Annotated in this window: 24 protein-coding genes; 12 read left to right on the forward strand and 12 right to left on the reverse strand. The window is 69.2% G+C overall.

Going from position 1 to position 26048, the window contains the following annotated elements; all coding sequences use genetic code 11:
- Positions 1-87: 87 nt before the first annotated feature.
- From FJV46_RS07080 to FJV46_RS07090, 3 genes are read right to left on the reverse strand one after another with little or no spacing between them, the layout of a single operon-like run.
- On the reverse strand, positions 88-1608 hold the full coding sequence (locus tag FJV46_RS07080) for an APC family permease (RefSeq protein WP_087028128.1): 1521 nt from the start codon (positions 1606-1608) through the stop codon (positions 88-90).
- Complete coding sequence (locus FJV46_RS07085; protein WP_087028130.1) at positions 1605-2498, reverse strand: universal stress protein; 894 nt, start codon at positions 2496-2498, stop codon at positions 1605-1607. Before FJV46_RS07085 ends, FJV46_RS07080 begins: the two co-directional genes overlap by 4 nt.
- A gap of 2 nt (positions 2499-2500) precedes the next feature.
- Positions 2501-3913, reverse strand: coding sequence for a flavin monoamine oxidase family protein (locus FJV46_RS07090; RefSeq protein ID WP_087028132.1), 1413 nt, complete (start codon positions 3911-3913; stop codon positions 2501-2503).
- Positions 3914-4049: 136 nt separating this feature from the next.
- Between FJV46_RS07090 and FJV46_RS07095 the strand changes: the two genes are divergently transcribed.
- A complete protein-coding gene (locus tag FJV46_RS07095; protein ID WP_232008476.1) occupies positions 4050-4721 on the forward strand; it encodes a TetR/AcrR family transcriptional regulator in 672 nt (223 codons plus the stop codon).
- On the opposite strand, the gene FJV46_RS07100 is transcribed toward FJV46_RS07095, so the two are convergent.
- From FJV46_RS07100 to FJV46_RS07110, 3 genes are all read right to left on the reverse strand, one after another.
- The gene (locus tag FJV46_RS07100; RefSeq protein WP_087028656.1) at positions 4709-5290 is read right to left on the reverse strand and encodes a TetR/AcrR family transcriptional regulator; all 582 of its coding nucleotides are present in this window, start codon (positions 5288-5290) and stop codon (positions 4709-4711) included. The two genes, FJV46_RS07095 and FJV46_RS07100, sit on opposite strands and share 13 nt — an antisense overlap.
- Before the next feature lie 301 nt (positions 5291-5591).
- The gene (gene gabT / locus FJV46_RS07105) at positions 5592-6980 is read right to left on the reverse strand and encodes a 4-aminobutyrate--2-oxoglutarate transaminase (RefSeq protein ID WP_087028133.1); all 1389 of its coding nucleotides are present in this window, start codon (positions 6978-6980) and stop codon (positions 5592-5594) included.
- A gap of 26 nt (positions 6981-7006) precedes the next feature.
- Positions 7007-8443 carry a gamma-aminobutyraldehyde dehydrogenase gene (locus tag FJV46_RS07110; protein ID WP_087028135.1) on the reverse strand — a complete coding sequence of 479 codons (1437 nt, stop codon included), beginning with the start codon at positions 8441-8443 and terminating at the stop codon, positions 7007-7009.
- A gap of 165 nt (positions 8444-8608) precedes the next feature.
- Here FJV46_RS07110 and FJV46_RS07115 point away from each other — a divergent pair, with 165 nt between their 5' ends.
- Positions 8609-10081, forward strand: coding sequence for a PucR family transcriptional regulator (locus FJV46_RS07115; protein WP_087028136.1), 1473 nt, complete (start codon positions 8609-8611; stop codon positions 10079-10081).
- Positions 10082-10279: 198 nt separating this feature from the next.
- Positions 10280-11497, forward strand: a complete 1218-nt coding sequence (locus FJV46_RS07120; protein WP_232008478.1) for a sensor histidine kinase — start codon at positions 10280-10282, stop codon at positions 11495-11497.
- Between the two features lie 67 nt (positions 11498-11564).
- Here the strand turns inward: FJV46_RS07120 and FJV46_RS07125 are convergent, their stop codons facing one another.
- Positions 11565-13274, reverse strand: coding sequence for a sensor histidine kinase (locus tag FJV46_RS07125; RefSeq protein ID WP_087028139.1), 1710 nt, complete (start codon positions 13272-13274; stop codon positions 11565-11567).
- Between the two features lie 227 nt (positions 13275-13501).
- Here FJV46_RS07125 and FJV46_RS07130 point away from each other — a divergent pair, with 227 nt between their 5' ends.
- From FJV46_RS07130 to FJV46_RS07140, 3 genes are all read left to right on the forward strand, one after another.
- Positions 13502-14602, forward strand: a complete 1101-nt coding sequence (locus FJV46_RS07130; protein ID WP_087028141.1) for a SpoIIE family protein phosphatase — start codon at positions 13502-13504, stop codon at positions 14600-14602.
- Between the two features lie 94 nt (positions 14603-14696).
- Positions 14697-15029, forward strand: coding sequence for an STAS domain-containing protein (locus FJV46_RS07135; protein ID WP_087028142.1), 333 nt, complete (start codon positions 14697-14699; stop codon positions 15027-15029).
- Positions 15022-15483 carry an ATP-binding protein gene (locus FJV46_RS07140; RefSeq protein WP_087028144.1) on the forward strand — a complete coding sequence of 154 codons (462 nt, stop codon included), beginning with the start codon at positions 15022-15024 and terminating at the stop codon, positions 15481-15483. The genes FJV46_RS07135 and FJV46_RS07140 overlap by 8 nt, the downstream gene beginning before the upstream one ends.
- A gap of 45 nt (positions 15484-15528) precedes the next feature.
- Here FJV46_RS07140 and FJV46_RS07145 read toward each other — a convergent pair whose 3' ends face one another.
- Complete coding sequence (locus FJV46_RS07145) at positions 15529-16497, reverse strand: alpha/beta hydrolase (RefSeq protein ID WP_087028145.1); 969 nt, start codon at positions 16495-16497, stop codon at positions 15529-15531.
- Between the two features lie 184 nt (positions 16498-16681).
- Between FJV46_RS07145 and FJV46_RS07150 the strand changes: the two genes are divergently transcribed.
- The 3 genes from FJV46_RS07150 to FJV46_RS07160 all read left to right on the forward strand — a co-directional run bounded on the left by FJV46_RS07150 (position 16682) and on the right by FJV46_RS07160 (position 18280).
- Complete coding sequence (locus tag FJV46_RS07150) at positions 16682-17317, forward strand: trimeric intracellular cation channel family protein (protein ID WP_087028658.1); 636 nt, start codon at positions 16682-16684, stop codon at positions 17315-17317.
- Between the two features lie 61 nt (positions 17318-17378).
- Positions 17379-17804: a hypothetical protein gene (locus FJV46_RS07155; protein WP_087028147.1), complete on the forward strand. Its 426-nt coding sequence runs from the start codon at positions 17379-17381 to the stop codon at positions 17802-17804.
- Positions 17804-18280: an HIT family protein gene (locus FJV46_RS07160; RefSeq protein WP_087028149.1), complete on the forward strand. Its 477-nt coding sequence runs from the start codon at positions 17804-17806 to the stop codon at positions 18278-18280. The genes FJV46_RS07155 and FJV46_RS07160 overlap by 1 nt, the downstream gene beginning before the upstream one ends.
- Positions 18281-18504: 224 nt before the next feature.
- Here the strand turns inward: FJV46_RS07160 and FJV46_RS07165 are convergent, their stop codons facing one another.
- The 4 genes from FJV46_RS07165 to FJV46_RS07180 all read right to left on the reverse strand — a co-directional run bounded on the left by FJV46_RS07165 (position 18505) and on the right by FJV46_RS07180 (position 22722).
- A complete protein-coding gene (locus FJV46_RS07165) occupies positions 18505-19329 on the reverse strand; it encodes a DUF559 domain-containing protein (RefSeq protein ID WP_126130636.1) in 825 nt (274 codons plus the stop codon).
- 207 nt (positions 19330-19536) lie between these two features.
- Positions 19537-20598 carry a polyprenyl synthetase family protein gene (locus tag FJV46_RS07170; protein WP_232008708.1) on the reverse strand — a complete coding sequence of 354 codons (1062 nt, stop codon included), beginning with the start codon at positions 20596-20598 and terminating at the stop codon, positions 19537-19539.
- A 42-nt stretch (positions 20599-20640) separates the two neighbouring features.
- On the reverse strand, positions 20641-21957 hold the full coding sequence (locus tag FJV46_RS07175) for a geranylgeranyl reductase family protein (RefSeq protein ID WP_087028155.1): 1317 nt from the start codon (positions 21955-21957) through the stop codon (positions 20641-20643).
- Positions 21958-22722: a demethylmenaquinone methyltransferase gene (locus FJV46_RS07180; protein ID WP_087028157.1), complete on the reverse strand. Its 765-nt coding sequence runs from the start codon at positions 22720-22722 to the stop codon at positions 21958-21960.
- Between the two features lie 260 nt (positions 22723-22982).
- Between FJV46_RS07180 and FJV46_RS07185 the strand changes: the two genes are divergently transcribed.
- The 3 genes from FJV46_RS07185 (at position 22983) to FJV46_RS07195 (ending at position 26045) form a co-directional block, all read left to right on the forward strand.
- Positions 22983-24278 (forward strand): isochorismate synthase, encoded by a 1296-nt coding sequence (locus tag FJV46_RS07185; RefSeq protein WP_232008709.1) that lies wholly within the window; start codon positions 22983-22985, stop codon positions 24276-24278.
- Between the two features lie 98 nt (positions 24279-24376).
- On the forward strand, positions 24377-25183 hold the full coding sequence (locus FJV46_RS07190; RefSeq protein WP_087028160.1) for a transporter substrate-binding domain-containing protein: 807 nt from the start codon (positions 24377-24379) through the stop codon (positions 25181-25183).
- Between the two features lie 76 nt (positions 25184-25259).
- Positions 25260-26045, forward strand: coding sequence for an amino acid ABC transporter permease (locus tag FJV46_RS07195; protein WP_087028161.1), 786 nt, complete (start codon positions 25260-25262; stop codon positions 26043-26045).
- Positions 26046-26048: the final 3 nt, after the last annotated feature.

Here is a 26048-nt window from a genome sequence, read left to right on the forward strand (position 1 = left end):
CGCGCAGGGTGGCTGGCGCCACGCGCGCGGCAGGCGCTGCACGGAGTCGATTCACTCTAGCGCAGCGCCCGCCGGGCGATACCGTCCCTACTCCTTCGGCGCCGCGCCCTGCGTGAGGACCTCCTGCCGGAAGAACGCCGGGTTGATGCGGGACCAGACCAGCATCAGCACGGCGCCGAGCAGGATCACGCCGATACCGAGGATGAACACCATGCCGATCCCGAAGAGCTCGGAACCCGAGCCGTATCCGGGGTCCATGGAGTCGACGGCCGTCTTGAAGAACATGACCAGCAGGATCACGCCGCCGAGCAGCGGTGCCAGGAAGCGGAACACCGTGTTCCTGACGCTCGAGAAGGCCTGGGCGCGGAAGTACCAGACGCACGCCAGTGCGGTGATGCCGTAGTAGAAGCAGATCATGAGGCCGAGAGCCGTGATGGTGTCCCACAGCGCGTTCTCGGAGACCAGCCGGGTGAACACGTAGAAAGCGGCGGCTGCCACCGCGGCGGCCACCGTCGCATAGCTGGGCGACTTGTGGGCGGGGCTGATCCGCCCGTAGCCCTTGGGCAGGGCCCGGTAGTGGCCCATGGCCAGCAGCGTGCGGGCCGGCGAGACGAACGTCGACTGCAGGGATGCTGCCGAGGAGCTGAGGACGGCCATGGACATCAGGATCGCGAAGGGGCCCATGACGGGACCCGCGAGCGTCGCGAAGATGCTTTCCTGGTTGTCCGGGTTGCCGGCGCCGAGGTCGCCGTCGCCCACGCCCGCGAAGGAGAGGGTGGCGAGCGCGACGGTCAGGTAGATGACCACGATCACGACGACGGTGAGGGCGCCCGCACGTCCCGGTGTCTTCTGCGGGTTGGTGGTCTCCTCGTTCATCGTCAGGGTCACATCCCACCCCCAGTAGATGAAGATGGACAGGGAGACGCCGGCCGCGAAGGCGGAGAAGGAGCCGACGGCGAAGGGGTTGAACCACTCGGCGCTGATGCTCGTGGCGTCGAAGGCCGTGCCGTTGGCCACGTGGATGAAGGCCGCGATCGCGAACCATGCGAGCACCACGAGCTGGAAACTGACGAGCACGTACTGGACGGTCTTGGTCGCCTCCATGCCGCGGTACGAGACGTAGCAGGCGAGGGCGATGAACACGAGGGTCGTCGCGATGTTCACCGGGAGGTCGAGGGTCAGGTCCGCGATGCCAGGGTTGTCGAGCAGTTGCGCCAGCATGAGGTAGAAGAAGTCGACGGCCACGGCTGCGAGGTTGGAGAGCACGATCACGGTGGCCGCGATGAGACCCCAGCCTCCCATCCACCCGATCCACGGACCGAAGGCACGCGTGGCCCAGGTGAACGAGGTGCCGGAGTCGGGCATGGAGCTGTTGAGCTCCCGGTAGCCCAGCGCCACGAGCAGCATCGGGATGAATCCCACGAGGAAGATCGCCGGGAGGTTCACCCCGACCTCCGCGACCGTGGGGCCGAGGGCCGCGGTGAGGGTGTAGGCGGGGGCCACGCAGGACACCCCGATCACGACCGCTCCCAGGAGACCGACCGTGCCCGAGTCCAGGCCCTTCTTGCTGAGCCCCGTTCCCCTTTGTGTTGTCTCGTCGATACTCATGCATCCGCCTCTGTGGATAAGGGGCCCGGGCCGGAGGTGGTTCCGGGCGTTGCGTACGTACGCGGGACGACGACCATGGGGATGGTCAGCGTACGCAGGATCTTGTTGGCCGTGGAGCCGAGGAAGAGCCGCATGTGCTGTGCGAGCCGACTCGAACCGACGAGCAGCACCTCGCCCTCGTCCCAGGCCAGGGCTTCGATGGCGTCCTCCACGGAGGAGCCGTGCGCCGTCTCGACGCTCACGCGGCCGCCGGCCGCGAGTGACGACGCCGCCTCCGCCAACCGGCGGTTCGCCTCGTCCTCCGCACCGCCGGAGTCGGGTCCGCCGGCGTCGAGCGCCACCAGCGAGACGAGGCGCAGGGGCAGGCCGCGCCGCTCCGCGGAGGACACCGCGACGGAGATGACGTCGTCGGCGCCGGCGCGCCGGCCGACCGCGCAGGTGAGGCGCGTGACCGGATCGGTGCGGCGGTACCCCTGCGGCGCCAGCGCGACCGGGACCGGCGCGGCGTGCAGGAGGCCGCGGGCCACGTTCCCCACGTTGAAGCGAGCCGCAAGGCCACGCGAGCTCGCGCCGATGACGATCAGCGACGCCTCCGTGTCCTCGGCGGCCCTGATGAGACCCTCGGCGTTGGACTCGGCGCGAACGACGACACCGCGGGCCGTGACGTCGTCGGGGACCAGGGCGAGGCCCTCGTCCATCCACTCGCGCATCTGCCCGGAGAGGAGCGTGTCGAAGCCCTTGTCCGGCGGATAGGTACCGGAGAAAAGGGAGTGCTCCGGTGTAACGAGGACGAGGTCGAGGGTGGCGTCCTGGCGCCGGGCGAGGGCGACGGCGAGGCAGATGGCGTCGTGCCCGCGCTCGTCCGCGGTGTAGCCGACGATGTAGCGCATGCTCAGGCCCCCTGCGCGGTGCCGGCGGACTGCAGTCCGGAGGACAGCTCGAGGTGGATCGTGGTCGCGGTCCGCTGACCCATGCGGATGGCACCGTCGACGTGCTGGTAGCCCTCCGCCGCGATGTCGGAGCAGGACCAGTAGATGGGGCCGACCGGCGTTCGCTGGTCCCGGCCGTACCGGTGCAGGCCGCCGAGGTCGTAACTGGAGGCGTAGGCTCCGCGGGTCCACTCCTCGGAGGCCCAGTCGGATTCGTAGTAGACCTCGGGTTCGAGGGCCTGCGGGCCGAGGAACCCGGCGATCGAGGACAGGATGCGCTCCCGCCGCTCGTGCGGGGCGAGCTCGAACATCGCGTCCGCCTTCTCGTCCGAGACGAAGCCCACGAGGGTGCCGCGCGGATCCTCGTAGTTCGAGTTGTCGTAGACCTCCTGCACGATCGAGCCCGCACTGAAGCCCGTGCCGCACAGTCCCTCCTGCCGCCAGAACGGCGTCGCGTACACGGCATGCACCTTGATGACGAGGCCCAGGGACTGGTGCTGGTGCATCTGGTGCTGCCGCCGGGGCAGCGGCGGTTCGTAGCTGATGCGCGAGTACAGGTTGGGTGGGACCGCGACGACGGCGTAGCGCGCGTGGACCGTCGTCGTGTCCGAGACGACCGTGACACCCTCGACGCCGTCGCGTCCGTCCATGCCGCTCCAGCGCAGCGTGCGCACGGGGCTCGAGAGGATGACGTCCTCGCCGAGATCCGCTGCCATGCGCTCGGACACGGACTGCATACCGCCGACCACCCGCCGGTCGAGGATGAAGTCCTCGTCCACCAGGTTCGAGAAGGACCCGGCCGTCGCAGCCATGAGGATGGCCTGGAGGGCGGAGAAGGAGTGCGCGGGCTTGGTCAGCATGCCGCCGGCGATGAAGAGGCCGATGTTGTCGCACGCCTCCTCGTCGTCGGACTGCTGCCGGAGCCAGTGGTGGAACGAGATGGTGTCGAGGGCCCGCGCGTCCGGGTGGTTCCACGGTGCCTCGGGACCCGCCTCCGCCACAAGCCGGTCGAGGAGATCGATCAGGCGCTGCATCTCGTCCCGTGTGTAGTCGTTCACCGGGAACATCTCGCCCGCGTAGCGGATCGGCTCGCCGTCGGGCCCGATGTAGATGGAGTCACCCTCCCGGTAGCGGGGGAAGGTCGACATGCCCAGTTCGTCGAGGAGCCCGATCAGGGCCGTCTGGTCGGGCGAGACCCACTGGCCGCCCACCTCGAACACCGCTCCGTCGATGATGTCCGTGTGCGTCCGCCCGCCCACGCGGTCCCGTGCTTCGAGGACGGCGACGCTGTGTCCGTCCCGCTTCAGGGCGCGCGCTGCGGTCAGGCCCGAGGGCCCTGCTCCGATGATGACGACGTCGCGTTCGATGATGTTCACGTGATCCTCCCGGCCGCATGACGCGGACCACAAAATGAATGGCGTTCATTATTTCGCCCTACTATAGCGATGGGCGCGTCCGGAGGGAAGGGCGCAGCCCTAGAGTTAACCGCGACGCAACGAGAGGACAGAAGCCGTGACTGCTTCCACCCCCGAACCCCGACGGGCGGGCAGGCCGCCGCGCAGCGTGCTCTCGAAGGACCGCATCACCGGTGCCGCCCTCGATCTCATCGCCGCAGAAGGGTACGAGGGCCTCACGATGTCGGGACTCGCGCGCAGGCTGAAGGTGGCGCCGTCGGCACTGTACAACCACGCGGGGTCCAAGCAGGAAGTCCTCGGATGGGTACAGGACCACGTCATGACCATGGTGGATTTCAGCGCGTTCTCCCGGCAGCCGTGGGACGAGGCGGTGCGCCGGTGGGCGTGGTCCTACCGTGAGGTCTTCGCCCGACACGCGCCACTGGTGCCGGTGATCGCCGTCATGCCCGTGACCGATGCCGCGCAGACACTGAGGATGTACGAGGAAGTCGCTCGCGGCTTCCTCGACGCGGGGTGGCCCGAGGACAGGATCGTGCCGGCGATCGTGGCACTCGAGTCCTTCATCTACGGGTCGGCCCTCGACGTCGCCGCGCCCGGGGACATCTTCGATTCGGGAACCCTGGGCGACCAGTTCCCGGTCTTCACCGCGGCGGTCCGCCGTGCAGCAGCGGTGCCGGGCGCCGACAGCGCCGCGGACGCCGCCTTCCGGGCGGGCCTCGACGGCATGATCACCGGCCTCCGGGCACAGCTGGCCACCTACTCGTCCTGACGCGCGGGGCGCACGAGGCGAACCATCCGGTAGGCGGTGGAGTGGAGGACGTCCACGAGGGATGCGCCCTCGGACGTGAGCCAGTCGGTGAGCGCCAACTCGAACACCGTGACCGCGTAGCGTGCGACCATGCGGGCCTCGTCGCCGTCCACTCCGTGCCGACGCTCGAGCGCCTCCCCGATGACGTCGCCGAGCAGGACGTTCTTCAGCAGTCCCCGCTCCCGGAGGCCCTGATCCGACCCGATGATGGCGCGTCGGATCAGAAGGTCCTCACGCCGCCCCTCGAACAGGCCCGTCGCCACCGCCTCGAACCCGTGCATCACGAGGGCCAGTGGTGACAGGAAAGCAGGAGCACCGGCCACCAGCGCCGCGACATCAGCGGGGAGCTCCCGCTCGCGCAGGAAGAGGACGTCGCGCTTGTCGGGGAAATGCCGGAAGAACGTGCGCGTGGTGAGACCTGCGCGAGTGGCGATCTGCGGCACGGATGTGCCGGCGTACCCCTGCTCGGTGAAGAGGTCGACGGCGGCGCGCTCCAGGCGGAGAGCGGCGTCCGGGGCCCATCTGCTCATGGGTCCACCGTACTCGATGACATTGTGTGTCATAAAGTACGGGAGGATGATGACACGCCGTGACATCCCGGACCTTTCCGGGTCGTCAAGGCTCATTCGGTCATTCCTGCGGCTGCCGAGGCTGGCCCGTGCCGGCCCTCGCCGAACTGCCCGGCGGGGTGCTCGCCGGTCTTCTCGGTCGTGAGTACCAGCGCGCGAAACCTCCGTGAGGCAGCCCATCGTGATCCGCCGGCGGCCGGGACGCAGAAAGGCCCCGCAGCTCGATGCCGCAGGGCCTTTTCCGTATCGGACGTGTGGTGGGTCAGCCCGCGTTCACCGTGCGGATGGCCTGCTCGAGGACGTCGAGGCCGTCGGCCAGCAGCTCGTCGGTGATGACGAGCGGCGGCAGGAGACGGACCACGTTGCCGTAGGTACCGCACGTCAGGATGATGACACCCTCGCGCAGGCAGTGGGCCGCGATGGCCTTCGTGGCATCGGCGTTGGGGGTGCGACCGCCGCCCTGCTCGACGAACTCGATCGCCAGCATGGCCCCGCGGCCGCGCAGCTCACCGATGATGCTGCCGTCCCCGAGGTCCGCCTGCAGTGCTCCGAGCCGCTCGGTCACCTGGGCCTCGATGTGACGGGCACGCCCCGCCAGGTCCTGCTCCTTCATGGTCCGGATCGCGCCGAGCGCTGCCGCGCACGCCACGGGGTTGCCGCCGTACGTGCCGCCGAGGCCGCCCGCGTGCACGGCGTCGAGCAGGTCCGCGCGACCGGTGATCGCCGAGAGCGGCATGCCGCCCGCAATGCCCTTGGCCATGGTGATGATGTCCGGTACCACGCCCTCGTGGTTCACGGCGAACCACTCGCCCGTGCGGCAGAAGCCCGACTGCACCTCGTCGGCGATGAACACGACGCCGTTGGCCTTGGCCCACGCAGCCAGCGCCGGGAGGAATCCGTCGGCCGGGACGATGAAGCCGCCCTCCCCCTGCACCGGCTCGATGATGATGGCGGCGACGGAGTCCGAGCCGATCTGCTTCTCGATCATCGTGATGGCACGCTGCGCCGCCTCGGCACCCGTGATGGCGGGATTCTCCTCACGGAACGGGTAGCTCATCGGGACGCGGTAGATCTCCGGCGCGAAGGGCCCGAAGTTCGTCTTGTACGGCATGGACTTCGCGGTCAGGGCCATCGTCAGGTTCGTGCGGCCGTGGTAGGCGTGGTCGAAGGCGACGACGGCGTTGCGGCCCGTGGCGAGGCGCGCCACCTTCACGGCGTTCTCCACCGCCTCGGCACCCGAGTTGAACAGGACGGTCCGCTTCTCGAAGTCGCCGGGGGTCAGCTCGGCGAGCTGCTCAGCGACCGCGATGTACCCCTCGTAGGGCGTGACCATGAAGCACGTATGGGTGAAGTGCTCCACCTGGTCCTTCACGGCGCCGACGACGGCCGGATCCGAGGCGCCGACACTCGTGACGGCGATGCCGGCGCCGAGATCGATGAACGAGTTGCCGTCCACGTCGTGGATGATCCCGCCGTCGGCGTCCGCCACGTACACGGGGACGCCGGAGGCGACACCCTTCGCGACGACGGCGGCCCGCCGGGCGGCGAGCTCGGTGGACCGCGGTCCGGGGAAGTCCCCGGTGATGCGCCGCTTCTGCTCGAGCCGGAAGCTCGGTGCGGTGACGCCGGGAGTGGTTGCGTACGTGGTCATCGTGAGGTCCTTTGTCTCGGGGACGACTAGGCGTCCAGCACGCTCATGACGTGCTTGATGCGGGTGTAATCCTCCACGCCGTACATGGAGAGGTCCTTGCCGTAGCCGGAGTTCTTGAAGCCGCCGTGCGGCATCTCGGCGGTCAGCATGATGTGCGTGTTGATCCAGACGGCCCCGAAGTCGAGGTCCCGGGAGACACGCATCGCGGTGCCGTGGTCGGTGGTCCAGACGCTGGAGGCGAGCGCGTAGTCCACGCCGTTGGCCAGCTCCACGGCTTCCTCCTCCGTGGCGAAGGTCTGGACGGTGAGCACGGGACCGAAGGTCTCCTGCTGCACCACCGGATCATCCTGCCGCGCCCCGGTGATGATGGTGGGCTCGAAGAAGTAGCCCTTCTCCCCCGCGCGCTTGCCACCCGTCGCGATGCTGCAGTGTGCCGGCAGTGCGTCCATGACGGAGGTCACCGCGTTGAAGTGGTTGATGTTGTTGAGCGGCCCGAAGTAGTTCTCGGAATCGTCGGAGCTGCCCGTCCGCAGGGTCGCCGTGTGCTCGACCATCGCGGCGACGAGTTCGTCGTGCGCCTCCTCCTGGACGAGGACACGGGTGATCGCGGTGCAGTCCTGGCCCGCGTTGAAGAACGCGAACTCGGTGATGGCCTCCGCGGTCTTCCTCAGGTCGGCGTTCGCGAAGACGACGGCGGGAGCCTTGCCCCCGAGTTCGAGGTGCGCCCGCTTGAGGCCCTTCGCGGCGCTCGAGGCGACGGCGATACCCGCGCGGACGGACCCGGTGATGGAGACGAGGCCCGGTACGGGGTGCTCGGTCATGGCCGCCCCGGTCTCGCCGGTCCCGAGGACGACGTTGAGGACGCCGTCGGGCAGGATGCCCTGGGTCAGGCGCGCCAGGACGAGGGTCGACTCGGGGGTGGTGTCGCTCGGCTTCAGCACCACGGTGTTGCCGGCCGCGAGTGCGGGCCCGATCTTCCAGATGGCCATGAGGAAGGGGTAGTTCCAGGGTGCCACCTGCGCGACCACACCGATCGGCTCGCGGCGTACGTAGGAGGTGTGTCCCTCCATGTACTCACCGGCGGACTTGCCCTCGAGGATGCGCGCGGCTCCGGCGAAGAACCGCAGCTGGTCCGCGCCGACAGCTACTTCCTCCGCCGCGATCATCTCGCGGACCTGGCCGGTGTTGCGGTGCTGCGCCTCGACGATCTCGTCGCTCGCCGCCTCCACGGCGTCGGCCAGTTTCAGGAGCAGAAGCTGACGCTGGCTGGGCGTGCTCCGCTTCCACGTGGTGAAGGCCCTTTTGGCCGCCTGCATGGCGTCATCGACGTCCGCTGCAGTGGAGACGGGCGACTGCGCCACGACCTCGCCGTTGGTCGGATTGACGATGTCGAGGAGTTGATCGCGAGCGCCGGCGGGCGTCACGAACGCGCCGTCGATGTAGTTCTGAAGGGTCTCGGCCACGCTGCAGTACCTTTCACAAGAGGTCTCGCGCTGCTGCCCAGGACGCTGGGCGTGCGCGTTTCGTGAAAACGCTACCGGTGGGCCGCACCGCCTGCCACGTGTACCTGCACAGTGAGACATAGTCCGGGCGGTGCAGTGGTACAGCTCCGGGTCTACGCTGATCCCATGGCCATCACTCTGCCCGTCCTCCTCGCCGACAGCGCCCTCGGACTCGTCGCCCAGGGCCGTGCCGAAGCACCGAGCCAGCCGGTGCAGTGGGTTGCCGTCACGGAGCTCGAGGACCCGCGTCCATTCCTCAACGGGGCCGAGGTGGTGCTCACCACCGGCGTACGTCTCAAGACCGGGACGGCGCAGCGGTCCTTCGTCCAACGGGCCCACGAGGCGGGAGCCCTCGCCATCGGCTTCGGCGTGGACCTGACGCACCGCCGGGTCCCCACGGCGCTGGTGGCGGAGGCGGACCGCGTCGGCCTTCCCGTGTTCAGCGTCCCGTACGAAGTGCCCTTCATCGCGATCGGGAAGAAGGTCGCCGACGCCCTGTCCGCGGCACAGTATGCCGGACTTGAGGAGCTCCTCGAGGGGCACGCCGTCCTCGCATCCGCACTCCTCGGCGCGGGCGGGCTCTCCTCGCTCCTCGGCGAGCTCGCGCGCATGCTCGGGACCGACGTCGCCCTGCATCAATATGGCACGCGGATCGCAGGCGCCGAGGCTCCGCGCTCCTCGGGCGGGCCCCGGCTCGACGGCGAGGCCTCCCCCGGCTCGCCCGACGCCGCGTCGGGCCCGACGGCGGGGTGGCACCGGGTGCCGATCGCCACGGGGCTGAAGGACCGGTGCACCCTCGCCATCGCCGAGCCGTACACGCGCGCCGCCGTCGTCGACTACGCCCAGAGCCTCATCTCGGTCGAGCTGACCAACCAGGCCCGGAACCGGACCGGCACCCGCACCGCCACGGGCCAGCTGTTGCTCGATGTGGTGCGCGGCACACTCGCCGGCCCCGAGGCGGCAGCCCGGCTCGTGAGCTCGGGAATCGACACGACGGTGCGCCACGGCGTCGTCATCATCGACGTCGCCTCCGGTCAGCGCCGGGCGCTGCGAACCCTGCCGCTGCCGCACGGCTGGGCGCCGGCCTCCGCCGGGCTCGTGGAGGACCGGCTCGTCCTGGTGGCAGCCGCCTCGCTCGCCGCCGAGCCAGCCGATCTGGCCGGGTACCTGCACGGGGCAGGACTGACGGCACGCATCGGCGTCGGCGGGGCGTATGCGCAGCCCAACGGTGTGCGCTGGAGCTATTTCGAGGCACGTGAGGCCCTGCAGCGGGGCCAGTCCATCAACCTGGCGGATCGCCTCAGCCTGACCTCTCTCCTGATGTCCAGCGCAGACGTCCCGCTCGCCGACCTCGCCGCCGAGACCCTGCGACCGCTCGAGCGGTTCGATGCCGCCCACGGTACCGATCTGCTCACCACACTGCAGCGATACCTCGATCTCGACGGCTCGGTGGCGGCCGTCGCCGCGGACCTCTCCCTGCACCGCAACACCATCCGGTACCGGCTGCAGCAGGTGATCACCCTGACCGGGTACGACCCGTCGGTCACCTCCGATCGCGTACACCTGTATCTGGCGCTCCGGGTCAGGGCCCTGGGGTGAACGAGCAGCACCTCGTGCACCGGCCCGGAGCCCTACCCCGGTACCAAGGGTGCTGAGGACCCATCCGGCCCGGATTCCCCGCCGAAGAGCAGCCGGGTGCACTCCGTGTCCTTCGCACTCGTGGAATAGTTGGGCCTACATACACCGGTCTCTAGGTTGTTCGGGGGTATAGACATGTCGCTGCGGCACGCCGAGGATATGGAACTGCAGGAGCTCGCCCGGCAGGCGGTCCTGCAGGAGTACCGGCTGCCCTACGGGGAAGCCGACGGCCTGCCGATCGAGAAACCCGACTACGAGACCCCTTCGGAGCTGCTCGATCTCGTGAAGCTCGCGGTGCGGGTCACCGGCATGGACTTCGGCGTCATCAACATCATCACTGCGGACAAGCAGCACCAGATCGCGGCGGTCGGGGTGGACGCGGGTGTCTGCTCCCGTGAGGACTCCATGTGCTCGAGGGTCTTCACCTCCGGCTCCATCACGGCTGTCGCGGATGCCTCGCTCGATCCCCGTTTCTCGGACAACCCGTTCGTCAACGGCGGCATTGCCGACGTCCGTTCCTACGCGTCGATGCCGCTCGTCACGGAAGAGGGCTACGCGCTCGGATCCCTGTGCGTGTTCTCCCCCCGCGTCCTCGGACTCGATGCCGACCAGCGCGAGGGGCTCGAGATCCTCGCACGGCAGGTGGTGGAGATCATCGAGCTCCAGTTCAGGACGCGGCAACTGGTCGAGGCCCTGGAGGTGGTCCGCCGCAGCAACGAGGATCTCGCCGGGTTCGCCGCGCGCGTCAGCCATGACCTGCGGAATCCCCTGACGGCGATCCTCGGCTACACCGAACTCAGCGAGCAGGACTCGGACGTCGAGGCGTCGGGCCCGGCGGCACGGTACTTCAGCATCATCAGGGGAAGCGCCAGCCGCATGCTGACCACGGTCGAGGAGGTCCTGGAGTTCTCGAGGATCGGCGGTGCGATCACTCGCCGTCCCGTCCGACTGACCACCATGATGCATGCCGTCCTCCAGGACGTGCTGCCGCTCACCAGCTCGTGCGACGCCGTGGTCACCCTGCAGGACGCCGAGCTGCGCGTGGACGAGGCGCAGGTCACCGCGCTGCTGCAGAACCTCGTGTCCAACGCTGTCTCGTACTCGACGCCGGGGTGCCCGCCGCACATCGAGGTGATGGCCGCCGTCGGGGACACCCAGGTACTGCGCGTGATCGACCACGGCAAGGGCATCGCACCGGAAGATCGCCGCCGGGTCCTCGAACCCCTCGTCAGACTGCACCGCGACGGAGATCCGGCCGGCAGCGGAATAGGACTCGCGACATGTGCCCGGATCGCCGCGGCGCACGAAGGGTCGATCACGCTGACCGAGACCCCCGGCGGCGGGACCACGGTGACGATCGACCTGGGCCCGGCCTGACCCTGCCGCCGGCAGGACGCCCGCCATTCGCCTGCCGGTGTGACGGGCGGAGGAGGTCGGTTGCGTCCTACTGGTCCTGTGACTGCAGCCGGTGCTCCTGGAGGCCGTCGCGGGCACCAGGGCTGTCCGCAGGCGCCAGCGGAAGGCGGAAGGAGAACACCGACCCTTCGCCCTCGACGCTGCTGCAGGAGATCGTGCCTCCGTGCCGCTCCACGATCGCCTTCGAGATGGCGAGCCCGAGCCCCACACCCGGGATGGCGGCGTTGCGGGCCGCTGACGTGCGGAAGAACTTCGAGAAGACGCCCTGCAGCTCCTCCTCGGACATCCCGCTGCCCTGGTCCGTGACGGTACACGTCACATGGCTGTCGGACTGTGCTGCCTCCACCGTCACGTGGCCACCGGCGGGCGAGTACTTGATGGCGTTGGACAGGAGGTTGTCCAGGACCTGGGCTATCCTCGCTCCGTCGCACAGCGCCACGAGACCGGACTCCGAGCGGTCCTCGAAGGTCACCAGCGGATTGGCGTTGCGGAGCTCCGCCGTCGCGATCCGCTCCCGCACGAGCGCCGAGAAGTCGGTGGGAACCGGCACGATCTCCGGTGCGCCCTCCGCCGTCGCGAGGAGATCCACGACGAGCTTGTGGAGGCGCTCGGAGTTGCGGGAGACCACTTCGAGACCCGACGCCACATCGGGCTCGAGTCCCGGCGTGCCCGTGAGCAGCTCGAGATAACCGCGGATCGCGGTGAGCGGCGTGCGGAGCTCGTGCGAGACCGTCGCCACGAACTCGTCCTTGGCATTGAGGGCCGTGACCAGCTCCGTGACGTCGTTGAACGTCACCACGGACCCCTCCCGCTCACCGGACTGGTTCCGCATCAGGCGCGACGACGTCGACAGCACACGCTGGTCCGGGCCGTCACCCCACCAGATCAGATAGTCGGAGAAGACCTGGCCCTCCGCGGCCCGCCGTGTCGGCCGCCGGGCGTCCGCCATCACCGTCTCGCCGTCCTGCTGGTAGAGCCGGAGTTCCGATTCCCCCGTGTCGGGAGCGCCTCCGGCAGCGACCCGGAACTGGCCGAGCTTGCGGTTCGTGAGCATCGGCTTTCCCGTCTCGTCGACGGCGATCAGTCCGATGTCCACGCTGTTCACCACGGTGTCGAGCAACCGCTCCCGGCGGGCGCTCTCCTCGAGCAACACCTGCAGGGCGCCGTCCTTCTCCTCCACCATCTTCTGCTGCGCCATCATGCTGGCCGTCATCACCCGGATGGTCACGCCGATCGCGAGCATGATGAAGGGCAGCAGGAACGATTGCGTCAGGGACTGCGACGTGACGGCGGTGTCCGTCACGAAGACGGGCACCCAGACGATACCGAGCGCGGCGAGGAATCCGGCAGTGAGGGCCGCGCGGGGATACCGGCCGGACGCCGCCAACCAGATCACGGGAAAGACGGTGAGCAGCCCGACACCCGTGATGACGGTTCCGGCGCCGTAGCGCATGAGGCCGATCGGGATGAAGTCCAGGAGCGGGATGACGAGGAAGGCGGGGTACGGCAGCCGGTCCCACGGGACGACGACGCAGGCGGCCAGCAGGACGGCCTGCAGTGCGATGCCGATGACGAAGGGCTGACTGGCGAAGAGATCGCGGTGGAAGAAGAAGCCGCCTACGAGGATCAGCACCACGGTCAGCGACAGGGGCAACTGGCTGAGGACCACGCGCGAGCGCATGGTCAGTTCGTGGAACTGGCGGGTGTTGAACGTGAGGTAGGAGAGAACCCGGTCCATCGTCCTGCCTTTCCCCTGATCGTCGTGCGCGTCCGCCGCGAGAGACGGGAAAGCGGGCGCACCCCGCGCCGGCTCCCACAGAATAACGCGGCCGCCGGTCGATTCCGGGGGCGGACCGCAGTCGTCTTCCTCAAGATCAGCTCAACTTCGGCGCAACAACCCGGGCAACGCCGACGCGGCCCATCGAACGGCTCGACGACGCGTGTTCGTAGCGTTTAATGAGGACCATGACTGCCGCCCCGGAGCTTCGCCGCGCACTCGTCGTCGAGGACGACGTCGACATCCGGGGCCTGCTCGTGCAGATCCTCACACGCGAAGGATTCGAGGTCGCCGAGGCCGCCACCGCGAAGGAGGGCCTGGAGAAGGCCCGTGCAGGCGCAGATCTCATCACCCTCGACCTGAACCTCCCGGACGGGGACGGCGTCGAGATCTGCCGTGAGGTCCGGACGTTCTCCGATGCGTACATCCTCATGATCACGGCCCGCACGGACGAGATCGAGCGGCTCACGGGGCTGGAGACCGGCGCGGACGACTACATCAGCAAGCCGTTCAGCCCCCGCGAGCTCGTGGCCCGCATCAACTCGCTCTTCCGCCGCCAGAGCCGCCAGGCCGCCGCCGACGTCGCCAACGCGGACGAGCGCCAGCGTGCAGCCGAAGTGCAGCAGAATCTCCTGCCGCGCGAGAAGCTCGCGGTCCGCGACTACGAACTCGCGGGCCGTTTCCGGCCGTCGAGGAGCGTCGGAGGGGACTTCTACGACTGGTACGGCACCTCCGACGGCCTCCACCTCACGGTCGCGGACGCGATGGGGAAGGGAATGGGGGCCGCCCTGATCGCGGCCACCGTCCGCGCGATCATGCGCTCGGTCTCGTCCCAGCCGAGCCTCGATACCGCCTTCGCCACCGCCGCGCGGGCCACCGACGCCGACCTCGAACAGACAAGTTCCTTCGTGACCCTCTTCCACGGGCGCCTCGAAGCATCCTCAGGCACCGTCGGCTACGTCGACGCCGGCCACGGGCTCGCCCTCCACGTCGCGGCGGACGGCAGCGTCAGCCGGCTCCCCTCCTCGGGACCTCCCGTCGGCGCCTGGCCCGACCAGGCCTGGCCCTCGGGCGTCGTCACCCTCGGCCCCGGCGACTCGCTCGCGATCGTGAGCGACGGCCTGCTGGACATCTACGAGACCGTCGACCAGTTCACCGTGGCCGTCGCCGAGGTCGTCGCCTCGGCCGCGAGCGCCGAGGACGCCTGCGCGGTCCTGCTCGGCATGGCGGACGTCCCCGAGGTCGCCGACGACGTCACGGTGGTCATCCTCCGGCGGTCCCCGGCCTGACCGGGCCGTTCCCGCCTCGTCGCCACCCCGGCTGCGGACTGCCAGCCCACGGCTCACGCATCGCATCGCAAACGCATCGACCAAGGAAGTGCACATGGAATTCACCACGCAGGACAAGGGGCTCTACACGGAGGTCTCCGCCAACGGACGGCTCAACATGGTGGCGGCGCCGAAACTCCGCGAGGTCATCGCGGGAGTGGTCGACGCCGGAGGCAAGCGCATCGTCGTGAACCTGACGGACACCACGTTCATGGACTCCTCGGGACTCGGGGCGCTCATCGGCTGCCTCAAGCTCGCCCGGCAGTCGGGTGGCGATCTCCGCATCGCCGCGGTGCAGCCGCAGGTCAACATGGTCCTCGAACTGACCAGCATGCACCGGGTACTCACGCCTCACAGCACCCCGGAAGAAGCCTTCCGCAATGACTGACGTCGTCGCGCGCCGCACCCTCCAGGAGCCTGCCACCGATCAGGCCATCGAGGACCTGCACGACGCACTCGACCAGCTCTGGGTCGACGCCGGCTTCGTCCCCGCAATGGACCAGATGGCGTTCACGACGGCTGTGATCGAAGCTGCCAGCAACGTGGTCCAGCACGGTGTGCCGGCCGAGGGCGCCGAGCTGAATCTCGGCGTCGAGCTCACGGTCTCCTCGGAACGGCTCCGCGCCGTCATCAGCGAGATCGGGGCGGCGGCACTGGATCCCGTGCCGGATCTCGACGGCTCCGCTCCCTCCGCCGACGCGGACGACGACGCGCTGCTGGAGGACTTCGACGAATCCGGCCGCGGTCTCTCCATGATCCGGGCCCTCGTCACCACCGTGACGGTGGAGCGCCAGGGCGACACCAATGTGTGGGTCCTCTCCAGGGACTCCACCGGGTCCTGACCGGCGCAGGTCCGCACCGCGATCGAGGAGCCACCCGCTCCTGCCCTACGGCAGAGCGGGGCGGCCGAGGAACGCGGCGATGTCCGCGTAGACCTCCCTCGACTCCGGCAGGCGCGGGAACGCCGGGAAGACGTGGAAGCCCCCGGGGTAGACCGTCATGGTGACGTCAGCCCCCGCGGCCACCGCCCGGTCCCGGAACACCGTCGCATCAGCCATGCAGACATCGCGCGTTCCCTGGTAGATGCGGGTCGGAGGCACCGTCGCGAGCATCTGCTCGGGAGCGCACGCGGGGCTGACGAGCGGGGTGCGGGGATCGTCGCCGCCGGCCCACCAGAGCCCGGCCTGCACTCCGCCGGCCACGGACAGCATCGGGTCGACGGCGTCGTACTTCGGGATCTCGGGGTTGGTCCCCGTCACATCCAGCCATGGCGAGAAGGCGACGATCCGTCCCGGGGACGGCAGTCCGGCATCGCTGAAGGCCCACGGTTGCGCGATCGCGAGTCCGCCGCCCGCGGAATCGCCCATCAGGGTCACGTCCTCGGGCTCCGCCGTCCGGAGGACCTCCCGGTACACCGAGACGAGGTAGGGGAAGGCGTCACGGTAGGTGCTCTCCGGTGCCAGTCGGTAGAGCGGGACCGTGACCGCAGCGCCGGTTCGCCTGGTCAGCTCGGCGATGATCCACCAGTGCGGCCTGCCCAGCTCGTTGATGTAGATGCCGCCGTGCGTGTAGATGATGTGTGAGCGCGTGGCGCCGAGCAGGGGGCGCACCGTGATGGTGCGGACGCCGTCGATCCGGGTCTCCTGGATGGTGTGCGTCTGCTTCAGGGTCCAGGAGATGGCCGCGGTGGGCGGGTAGGTCCGCCCGGGGTACTTCGCGTTGACCCATTCCGTGCCGTTGAGGTTCCTCTTCGTCGGCAGGAGGCCGATCAGGCTGCATGCCACGCGCATGGCCCGCGAACCGTCCTTTACGCTCGGCTCGACCGTTCCGGGACCCGCTGCGTATCGGCTCGTCATGGGCCCAGCCTAGTGCGGTACACGGGCGCGTGCGCCTCTGTCATGCTGGTCGGGGTCGTCCGGACGGCGGTCGGCCGGCTCGTCGAAGGCATGCGCGCATCAGCGGTCGGGCTGCCTGCCCGCGCGGCCCGTGATCTGTCCGCTGGAGGCGGGCTTCGTCGAGAAGAAGGAGTTGCACGCACAGATGGACGCTGCCTCGCACGTGGGCCTCGCCGCCGATCTCCTCGGCGTGTTCTTCTTCGCGGTGTCCGGCTCCCTGCTGGCGGCACGCAAGGGCTTCGACCTCGTCGGCTCGTTGCTGCTGGCGTCCCTCGCCTCCCTCGGCGGAGGAGTGGCGCGCGACCTCATCATCGACGTGCCTCCGGCGGCCTTCAACAATCCGCTCTATCTCGTCCCTCCGCTGCTCGCCACCGTCCTCGTGTACTTCGTCTTCTCCGGCGTCGAGCGGGTCAAGCGGGTCCTCGTGATCTTCGACGCCGGCGGACTGGCCCTGTTCTGCATCACCGGCAGCGTGAAGGCGCTCGACGTCGGCCTCAATCCCGTGGCCGCCGTGCTGCTCGGCGTCACCACCGCGGTGGGCGGCGGGCTGCTGCGCGACGTCGTCGCGAACGAGATCCCCCAGCTCTTCGACCCGCGCGACATCTACGCGCTGCCCGCCCTGCTCGGCGCCGTCGTCGTCACCGCCCTGTACCTGACCGGGACCCTGACCCTCATCACCGGCACGCTTGCGGCGTCGCTCGTGTTCTCGCTCCGTGTCCTCGCCTGGCGCTACGGCTGGCATGCACCCCTCGCAGCACGGACGTGGAGCGCGCGGAGGTAGCCCGCGCGAGGTAGGTGGCGGCTAGGATGGAGCTATCCCCACCACCACTCCTGGAGTACTTGTGACTGAGCTGTTTTCCGACAAATTCCGCGCCCTGGTGCCCTCGTACTTCGAGGACGACTGGGCCGAGGAGGACGGCCTGAGCGAGGACGAGCTCGCCGAGATGCTCGAGGGCAAGGACTTCGACCTGCCCCTGGCACTGCGCGATTTCTACCGCGCGGTCGGTGCCACCGAGGACATCATGGAGGCCTTCCACTTCTTCTGGGATCCCGACGAGCTCGAGATCGAGGACGGCTTCCTCCTGTTCCTCGAGGACGAGGACGAGCAGTACACGTGGGGCATGCGGGCCGATCAGCTCGACGTCCCCGACCCGATCGTCTGGCGCCGGAACAACGCGCGCGGAGAATGGCAGAGCGAGGAGGGCACCTTCACGGAGTACGTCCTCGACCTGTTCGAGTGGGTCTTCGAGGAGAACGAGGAGGACTGATGGAGTTCGCCCACCATGCGCCCGAGGGGTATCGCTGCCCCTTCTGCGATCTGGCGGCCGGGGACTTCAGCAATCCAAAAAACCTCTGCCGCCCCGGCGACGTCATCTACTCGGACGATCTCGCGCTCGCCTTCATCGCCTCGCACGGCTTCGACCCGAACCCCGGCCACGTGCTCATCACCCCGCGGGCGCATGTCGAACTCCTGTACGAGCTGCCGGACGACGCCGCCGCCCGCATCATGACGCTCACGCGTGATATCGCCGTCGCCATCAAGCGAGCCTGGGAGCCTGACGGCGTCTCGACGCGGCAGCACAACGAACCGGCCGGCAGCCAGCACGTCTGGCACTACCACCAGCACGTCCTCCCGCGCTGGCACGACGACGGCTTCTACTTCACCCCCAAGCGGCCCATCGTCGACCCGGAGGTCAGGGCGCGCAAGGCGGACGAGCTGAGGGCGTTCCTCCCGGCATCGTAGGCACCGACGCCGGCTATTCACGGCTGCTGCGGCCTCGTGCCGCCCACCGGGCATCGTTCCGAAGCTGCTGCGGCCTCGAACCGCCCACCGCGCATACTTCCGGAGCTGCTGCCCCCCTCGTGCACGCGCTTCCGCCCTCAAAGCGCGTGTCGCGCCGGGACACGCCAGTGGCCCGGAGCAGTCGGCCCGGAAGGGCTTGCACGAAGCAGCAGCCGGGCACACCATCAGCGGACGGGACGGCGTCCGAGGGCCGTGAGGACCATCGCGAGGACATCGTCCGGCTGGAACATGACGTCCTCGTAGCAGAAGCGCAGCACCAGATAGCCGCCGATCACCGTCATGTTGTTCCTCCTGCGGTCCCGCCGGAGCGCCTGCCGGTCCGAATGGAACGCCGCGCCGTCGATCTCGACGATGAGGAAGCCCTCCACCAGGAAGTCGACCCGACCCACTCCCGCGATGTGGACCTGTGGGCGGACGTCGAGGCCGGCACCGCGCAGTAGCAGCCGTGCCACCACCTCGATCGCGGACTCGCCGGTGAGGTCCACCGACCCGAGGGCGGCGCGAGCCCGGCCGTTGAAGGGACCGGTGAGCCTCGACTCGATGAAGGCCGCCGTCGTGGCACCGCGTCTGAGCGCGGATTCCACCAAGGGCACCGACTCCTCGGCCGGCCGGCACCGCAGGACGTGGACGAGGACATCGGCGAGCCCGACGAGCGGCAGGCGGGGGTGCGGAGGGACGGTTGCCGCCCGGTGGTTGATGCACCCCTCCGCCGATCGCCCCAGGCGGCTGACATGCAGGTCCGACGACGGCCGGACACACCAGAGCCCGTAGTGGGTGGCAGCGGACAGGCAGGTCAGGCGTGCTCCTGCCGCCAGCGCACGGATGAAGTCGGGCGGCGCATCGGGAAGGGCCAGCACTCCCCGCCGGATGCGGAGGACCCGGCCGTCGTCGATGGAGCGCTCGATCGCGCGCTCCCCCACCCCATGCTGCAGGAGGGTGTCCGTGCGGGCCACCCCGCCGGAGGACTGGAGGATCTGCTCGGGTGTCATGAACCCAGCCAAGGTGCTGCCGCCGGCCGTCGCCACAGGCTCCGTGGCTATGTGGATCGGCCGAGCCGATGCGACCGGCAACAGCGCACGTGGCGTCGTGCACGCGCTTCAGCAGGCAAAGCGCGTGTCGTGGTGCGACACGCCGGGCATCGACGGCGACCGGGCGGAAAGCCCGTGCACGAAGCCGCGGAGGTAGGGAGGACCGGGCTAGACGTCCCGGCTGACGACCGCCTGAGCGAAACTCTCCAGCGCCTGCTTCACGACGCTGTCCGGCAGGGGCCGGAGGGCGGCGACGGCGTCGTCCGCCCACTGCTGCGCCACACCCCAGGCCGCCTGCGTCTGCGGGTGCGTGCGAACGGCCGCAACGGCCTCGGCCAGGGCCTCGTCGGAGCTGAGATCACCGTCGACGAGCGCGACGACGTCGGCCGCAGAGGAGTCACCCGCAGCCGCTGCACGGCGCAGCAGGATGACCGGAAGGGTGGGAACACCCTCGCGGAGGTCCGTGCCGGGCGCTTTCCCGGACTTCACCTTCAGGCCCGTGACGTCGATGACGTCGTCGGCGAGCTGGAACGCGACGCCCACCTTCTCGCCGTAGGACACCATGACATCCACGACCTCGCGGGGAGTATCCGCGAAGAGCGCACCGAGCTGGCCGGACGCGGCGACGAGGGAGCCGGTCTTGTCGGCGATGACGGAGAGGTAGTGCTCGAGGTCGTCCTGGCCGTCACGCGGTCCGACGGTCTCGTGCAGCTGGCCGATGCAGAGGCGCTCGAAGGTCCTCGCCTGGATGCCGAGGGCTTCCCCACCGAGTTCGGAGACGAGGATGGACGCCCGGGCGAAGATCAGATCGCCGGTCAGGATCGCCACCGAGTTGCCCCACACCTCGTGCGCCGTCGGTGCTCCGCGACGGTACGGCGCGGAATCCATGACGTCGTCGTGGTAGAGCGTGGCGAGGTGGGTGAGCTCGACGACGACGGCGGCCTGCACCACCTTCGCGCGGGCGGGGTTGCCGAGGTGCGCGGCCAGGATGGTGAGGAGGGGACGGATGCGCTTGCCGCCCGCTTCGACGAGGTGGCGGCTCGTGGCATCCGCCAGCGGGTCCGAGTTCGAGATCGCGCTGCGCAGCTGCTTCTCCACCTCGGCGAGGCAGGACGAGACGGACGGGCCGAGGTCGGGATCATCGGCGATGAGCGCGAAGCCGGGAGGCAGCCGCAGGGCCTCGGCGTCGTCCGGGGACTCGGCGGTGTCCAGGGCGCTGCCCCGACCCACACTGGCCCACCCGGAGCTGAAGGATTGTGTCACCGTCTAAGACTAACCACGTGCGACGGCGCCGCGCGCACGCAGATGACCGCTGATGGACGGCTGGTTGGTGGTCGGCGGGACCAGTGCCTCGAGGAGGTGGATGACGCGGTCCTCGAAACCGCGTCCTCCGGCGTCGGTGAGGTTGGCGAGCATCCGCACCACGAACCGCATGAGCAGCGGGATGGGCATCCCGGTACGCAGCGCCAGGGACAGGATGGCCGGCTTGCCGATCAGCTGGGCGAAGATGCGGCCGAGCGTGAAGTGGCTACCCCACTGAGCGCGGACGTGGGGGGCGTACCCCGACATGACCTGATCGCGCCCGATCGGCGAGGAGACCGCCTGGGCCCGCTCGATGAATTCCGCCGCGTACCGCGCGGACTCCATCGCATAGGAGATGCCTTCGCCGTTGAACGGCGACACCATGCCGCCGGCATCACCGAGCAGCAGCAGCCCGGGGCTGTAGTGGGGCGTGCGGTTGAACCCCATGGGCAGCGCGGCGCCGCGGATCTCCCCGACCTGGTTCTCGGGGGAGAACCCCCACTCCGACGGCATGCCCGCGGTCCAGTCGCGCAGCACCTGCTTGTAGTCCAGCTTGCCGAACTCCGCGGAGGAATTGAGGATGCCGAGGCCCACGTTCGAGGTGCCGTCGCCGACCCCGAACACCCACCCGTACCCGGGCAACGGCTTCCCGGTGGCGTCCGGCAGTTCGAGCCAGCCCTCCATCCAGTCGTCGTCGCTCCGCGGGCTCGTGAAGTAGGTGCGGACGGCGACACCGAGCGGCCGGTCATCCCGCTTCTGCATCCCGAGGCTCACGGCCGTCCGGGTCGAGTTGCCGTCGGCAGCGAGGACGACGTCGGCCGTGAAGTCGCGGGTCTCGCCCGTCTTGCGCCCGTCGGCGTCGAGCAGGTTCACGGTGACACCCGTGACCCGGCCGGTCCTGTCCCGGAGGGCCGTCGACACCGAGTGGCCCTCGAGGATCGTCGCACCCGCCGAGCGGGCGTGCTCGGCGAGGGCCTCGTCGAAGCCGAGCCGGGTGCGGACCAGCCCGTAGTCCGGGAAATCGCTGAGTTCCGGCCAGGGGACCTCGACGGTGCGCTTGCCCGCGATCAGGCGCAGGCCCTTGTTGCGGCGCCAGCCCTCGCTCTCCTCGTGCGGGAGCCCGAGCAGCTGCAGCTCGCGGGTGGCGCGCGGCGTGAGGCCGTCGCCGCATACCTTCTCCCGCGGGAACCAGGTCTTCTCGAGGACGGTGACCTCGATGCCCGCGCTCGCGAGGTAGTAGGCCGCGGTGGAGCCGGCCGGACCGGCACCGACGATCAGGACTGACATCTAGTCCGCCGCCGACGTGCGACGGCGCAGCCGGACCTGCCCGGGGAGCAGTGGTTCCTCGCCGGGTGCGGCGGGAGCCTTGGTGGCACGGTGCACGGCGACGATGCCGCCGTTCAGGTTGCGGTACGCGACGTCGTTCCAGCCGCTGTCGCTGATCCAGGCCGCCAGCTGGTCCTGGTCCGGCCAGGCACGGATGGATTCCGCGAGATACACGTAGGCGTCCGGGTTGGAGCTGACCTTGCGGGCGATCGCGGGCAGCGCACGCATCAGGTACTCGGTGTAGGTGGTGCGCCAGAGGGCCACGGTGGGCTGGGAGAACTCGGCGATGACGAGCGTGCCGCCGGGCCGCGTGACCCGCAGCATCTCGGCGAGCGCCTTCTTCGGCTCGTTCACGTTGCGCAGCCCGAAGGAGATGGTCGAGGCGTCGAACGAGTTGTCGGCGAAGGGCAGATTCGTCGCGTCCCCGGCGACGAAGTCGATGTCCGGCCGCCGGCGCTTGCCCACCTTCAGCATGCCGAGGGAGAAGTCGCAGGCGACGACGTCGACCCCCGCGTCGGCGTAGGGCTCGCTCGACGTCCCGGTGCCGGCGGCCAGGTCCAGGACGCGCTGTCCCGGCTCCGCGCCGACGGCGTCCACGACGATGCGCCGCCAACGGCGCGTCTGTCCCATGGACAGGACGTCGTTGACGACGTCGTACTTGGGCGCCACGTCGTCGAACATGGCTGCTACTTCGTCAGGGCGCTTCTCCAGCGATGCACGATTCACCCTCACATTGTCTCAAACAATGCCGCGCCGTCCGACCGGCATCGAGTGGTGTGACGTGGCAGCAGGAGTGGGGACGGCGCCCGGGCACAGGATCGCGGGCCCGCACGCACGCGCGACGTGCCCAACCTCACGGCGGAGGCCCTGAGGCAGCGGGGAGGCGGGAGAAGCCGCCGGAGTACGCTTGGACCATCATGAGCACTCCGTCCCTCACCGCGCTGACGCCTGCGCCCGGACAGTCCCGCGGGCTCCGCAGCATCACGATGGCTCGCGGCGACATGGACCCCCGGACCGGTCTCCTCGACTACGTGGTGCGCAACGACGCCCACACCTGGATCCGGCGCGGTGGAGGGCTCGTCGCCTATGGCGAGACAGCACGCTTCACCGTCACAGGGCCGGACCGCTTCACCCGGGCACAGGAGTGGTGGCGCAGTGAACTCGCGGGAGCGGAGGTCGAGGACCACCTCGGCGTCCCCGGGTCGGGGCTGATCGCCTTCGGCTCCTTCGCCTTCTCGAAGACGTCGCCCCACGAGTCGCGCCTGATCGTCCCCCGGGTGGTCATCGGCTGCAGCGAGGGCCGCACCTGGCTGACCTACATCACGGACGACGCCGAGGCAGAGCTGACCGCGGAGTCCGCGGAAGCGGCACTTGCCGCCTATCTCGCGGAGCCCGCCCCGGACCGGGTGCCCGATGCGGCGGACCGTCTCGGCCCGGGTGTGCTCAGCGAGGACCAGTACAAGCTGGCCGTCGCCGACGGCGTGCAGCACGTGCAGGCCGGCGAACTGAGCAAGCTCGTACTGGCCCGCGACGTCGTCGCGCACCTTGGAGGCCCGGTCGCCACGGCCCAGGTGCTGCGGGAACTCGCCGTGCGCTACGAGGACTGCTGGACCTACGCCGTCGACGGCCTGATCGGATCGACGCCGGAGATGCTCATCAAGGTGGAGAACAACACGGCCCGCGCGCGCGTCCTCGCGGGGACGCTCGACCGGAAGAACGCTCCGCAGGGCGATCCCGATTATCCCAACCGGGTCCTCGCGGGATCGGACAAGCAACTGCACGAGCACCAGATCGCGATCGACTCGCTCACCGAGACCCTGCAGCCGTTCACGAGCTCCATGACCTCCCACAGCGAGCCCTTCGTGCTCCAGTTGCCCAACGTCTGGCACCTTGCGTCGGATGTCACCGCGGAACTGGTCGCGGACGAGCGCGGCGAGGTGCCGACGTCGCTGGCCCTCGTCCAGGCCCTGCATCCCACCGCCGCAGTCTGCGGCACCCCGACCACGGTGGCCGGGGCCCTCATCCGTCAGCTCGAGCATCTCCAGCGCGGACCGTACGCGGGTCCGGTGGGCTGGATCGATGCGGGCGGCAACGGCGAGTGGGGCATCGCCCTGCGCGGGGCCGTGGTGGAGACGCCCACGCGTGTCCGCCTCTACGCGGGCTGCGGCATCGTCGAGGGATCGCAGCCGGAGGCCGAACTCGCCGAGACCTGGAGCAAGTTCCGGCCCATGATCGAGGCCCTGGGCCTCACGGGCCCGTCCGGATCCTCTGGTTACCAATAGGCAAGACATGTAGCCTGTGATGCACATCTCGTTTTCCTCGCTAGAATCAGCAGGACCTTTTTCCAGACACCGATCACACCCGCACAAGTGAGGCTCCCATGCTTTCGAAGAACACTGCACTGCTGGCCGCCCTGGCCGCCGGCACCCTTGCACTCAGCGCCTGCGGCGGAGGCTCCGACGACGCCGGCACGGGTTCGGGTTCTGCCTCGGCGGCAGCCGGCGGACTCGACCTCGTGGCCGAGGGCACGCTGACCGTCTGCTCGGACATCCCCTACCCGCCCTTCGAATTCGAGGAGAACGGCGAGTACACGGGCTTCGACATGGACCTGATGCGGGAGATCGCCACCGGGATGGGCCTCGAGCTCGCGGTCCAGGACGTCGGGTTCGACGGACTGCAGAGTGGCGCCGTCCTGGGCGCCGGCCAATGCGACATCGGTGCGAGCGCCGTGGCCATCACGCCGGAGCGCGAGGCGAACCTCGCGTTCTCCGACCCCTACTACGACTCCCTGCAGTCCATCCTCGTGCCCGAGGACTCGGACATAGCATCCATCGACGACCTCGCAGGCAAGAAGGTCGGCGTGCAGCAGGGCACCACCGGAGCCGACTACGCCGCGGAGAACGCACCCGAGGCCGAGCTCGTGCAGTACCCCTCCGACGCCGAGATGTACGCCGCGATCCAGGCCGGCAACGTCGACGCCCTGCTGCAGGACCTCCCGGTCAACCTCGGCCACACGGAGGACGGCGCCTTCACCATCGCCGAGGAACTGCCCACCGACGAGCAGTACGGCTTCATCATGGTCAAGGACGGCAGTGAGGACCTCGTCGCCGCCGTCAACGAGCAGCTGACCGCACTGCGCGACGACGGCACCTACCAGGACATCTACGACTCCTACTTCGCGGAGTAGACCGCTTCCACCGCCAGGGCCCCGGTGACCACCGGGGCCCTGGCGGTGCCCTCCCCGAAGGAAGGTAGTTCCCCGCGTGAAACGTTCAACCCGCAGGCGGCTGACCCAGGGCATCCTCTACGCAGTGTTCGCCGCCGTCATCCTCTTCATCCTCCTCTCCGCCGACTGGGGCCGGATCCAGCCCTACTTCTTCAACCTCGGCGTGGCGCGGGAGACCTTCCCGGAGATCCTGACGGTGGCTGCGAAGAACACCGTCATCTACACGGCGATCGCGTTCGTGGGCGGCATGCTCTTCGGACTGCTCCTGGCCCTCATGAAGCTCTCCCCCGTGCTCCCGTACCGCTGGCTCGCGACCGGATACATCGAGCTCTTCCGCGGTCTGCCGGCCCTGCTCGTGATCTTCGGCTTCGCCTTCGCGGTGCCGATCGCCTTCCAGTGGCAGGCGCCGGGCGGCAGCGTGGGCGCCGGCCTGATCGGGCTGATCGTCGTGTCCGCGGCCTATATCGCCGAGACCATCCGCGCCGGCATCGAGGCCGTCCCCAAGGGCCAGGTCGAGGCGGCACGATCCCTCGGCATGAACTCGGTGTGGACCATGATCACGGTGGTCCTCCCCCAGGCCTTCCGCATCATCACCCCTCCCCTGACCAACGAGCTCGTCATCCTCATCAAGGACACCTCGCTCCTGTTCATCGCGGGCATGGCCATCGCGGACCGCGATCTGACGACCTTCGCGCGCGATTCCCTCACCAACCAGGCCAACGCCACCCCCCTCGTGGTGGCTGCACTGCTCTACCTGGTCATCACGCTCCCGCTCACGCAGCTGGTCGCGAAGCTCGAACAACACAACAAGAGAGGCCGGTGATCC

It is taken from the genome of Arthrobacter agilis, from assembly GCF_006494655.1.
Classification (GTDB): Bacteria; Actinomycetota; Actinomycetes; order Actinomycetales; family Micrococcaceae; genus Arthrobacter_D; species Arthrobacter_D agilis.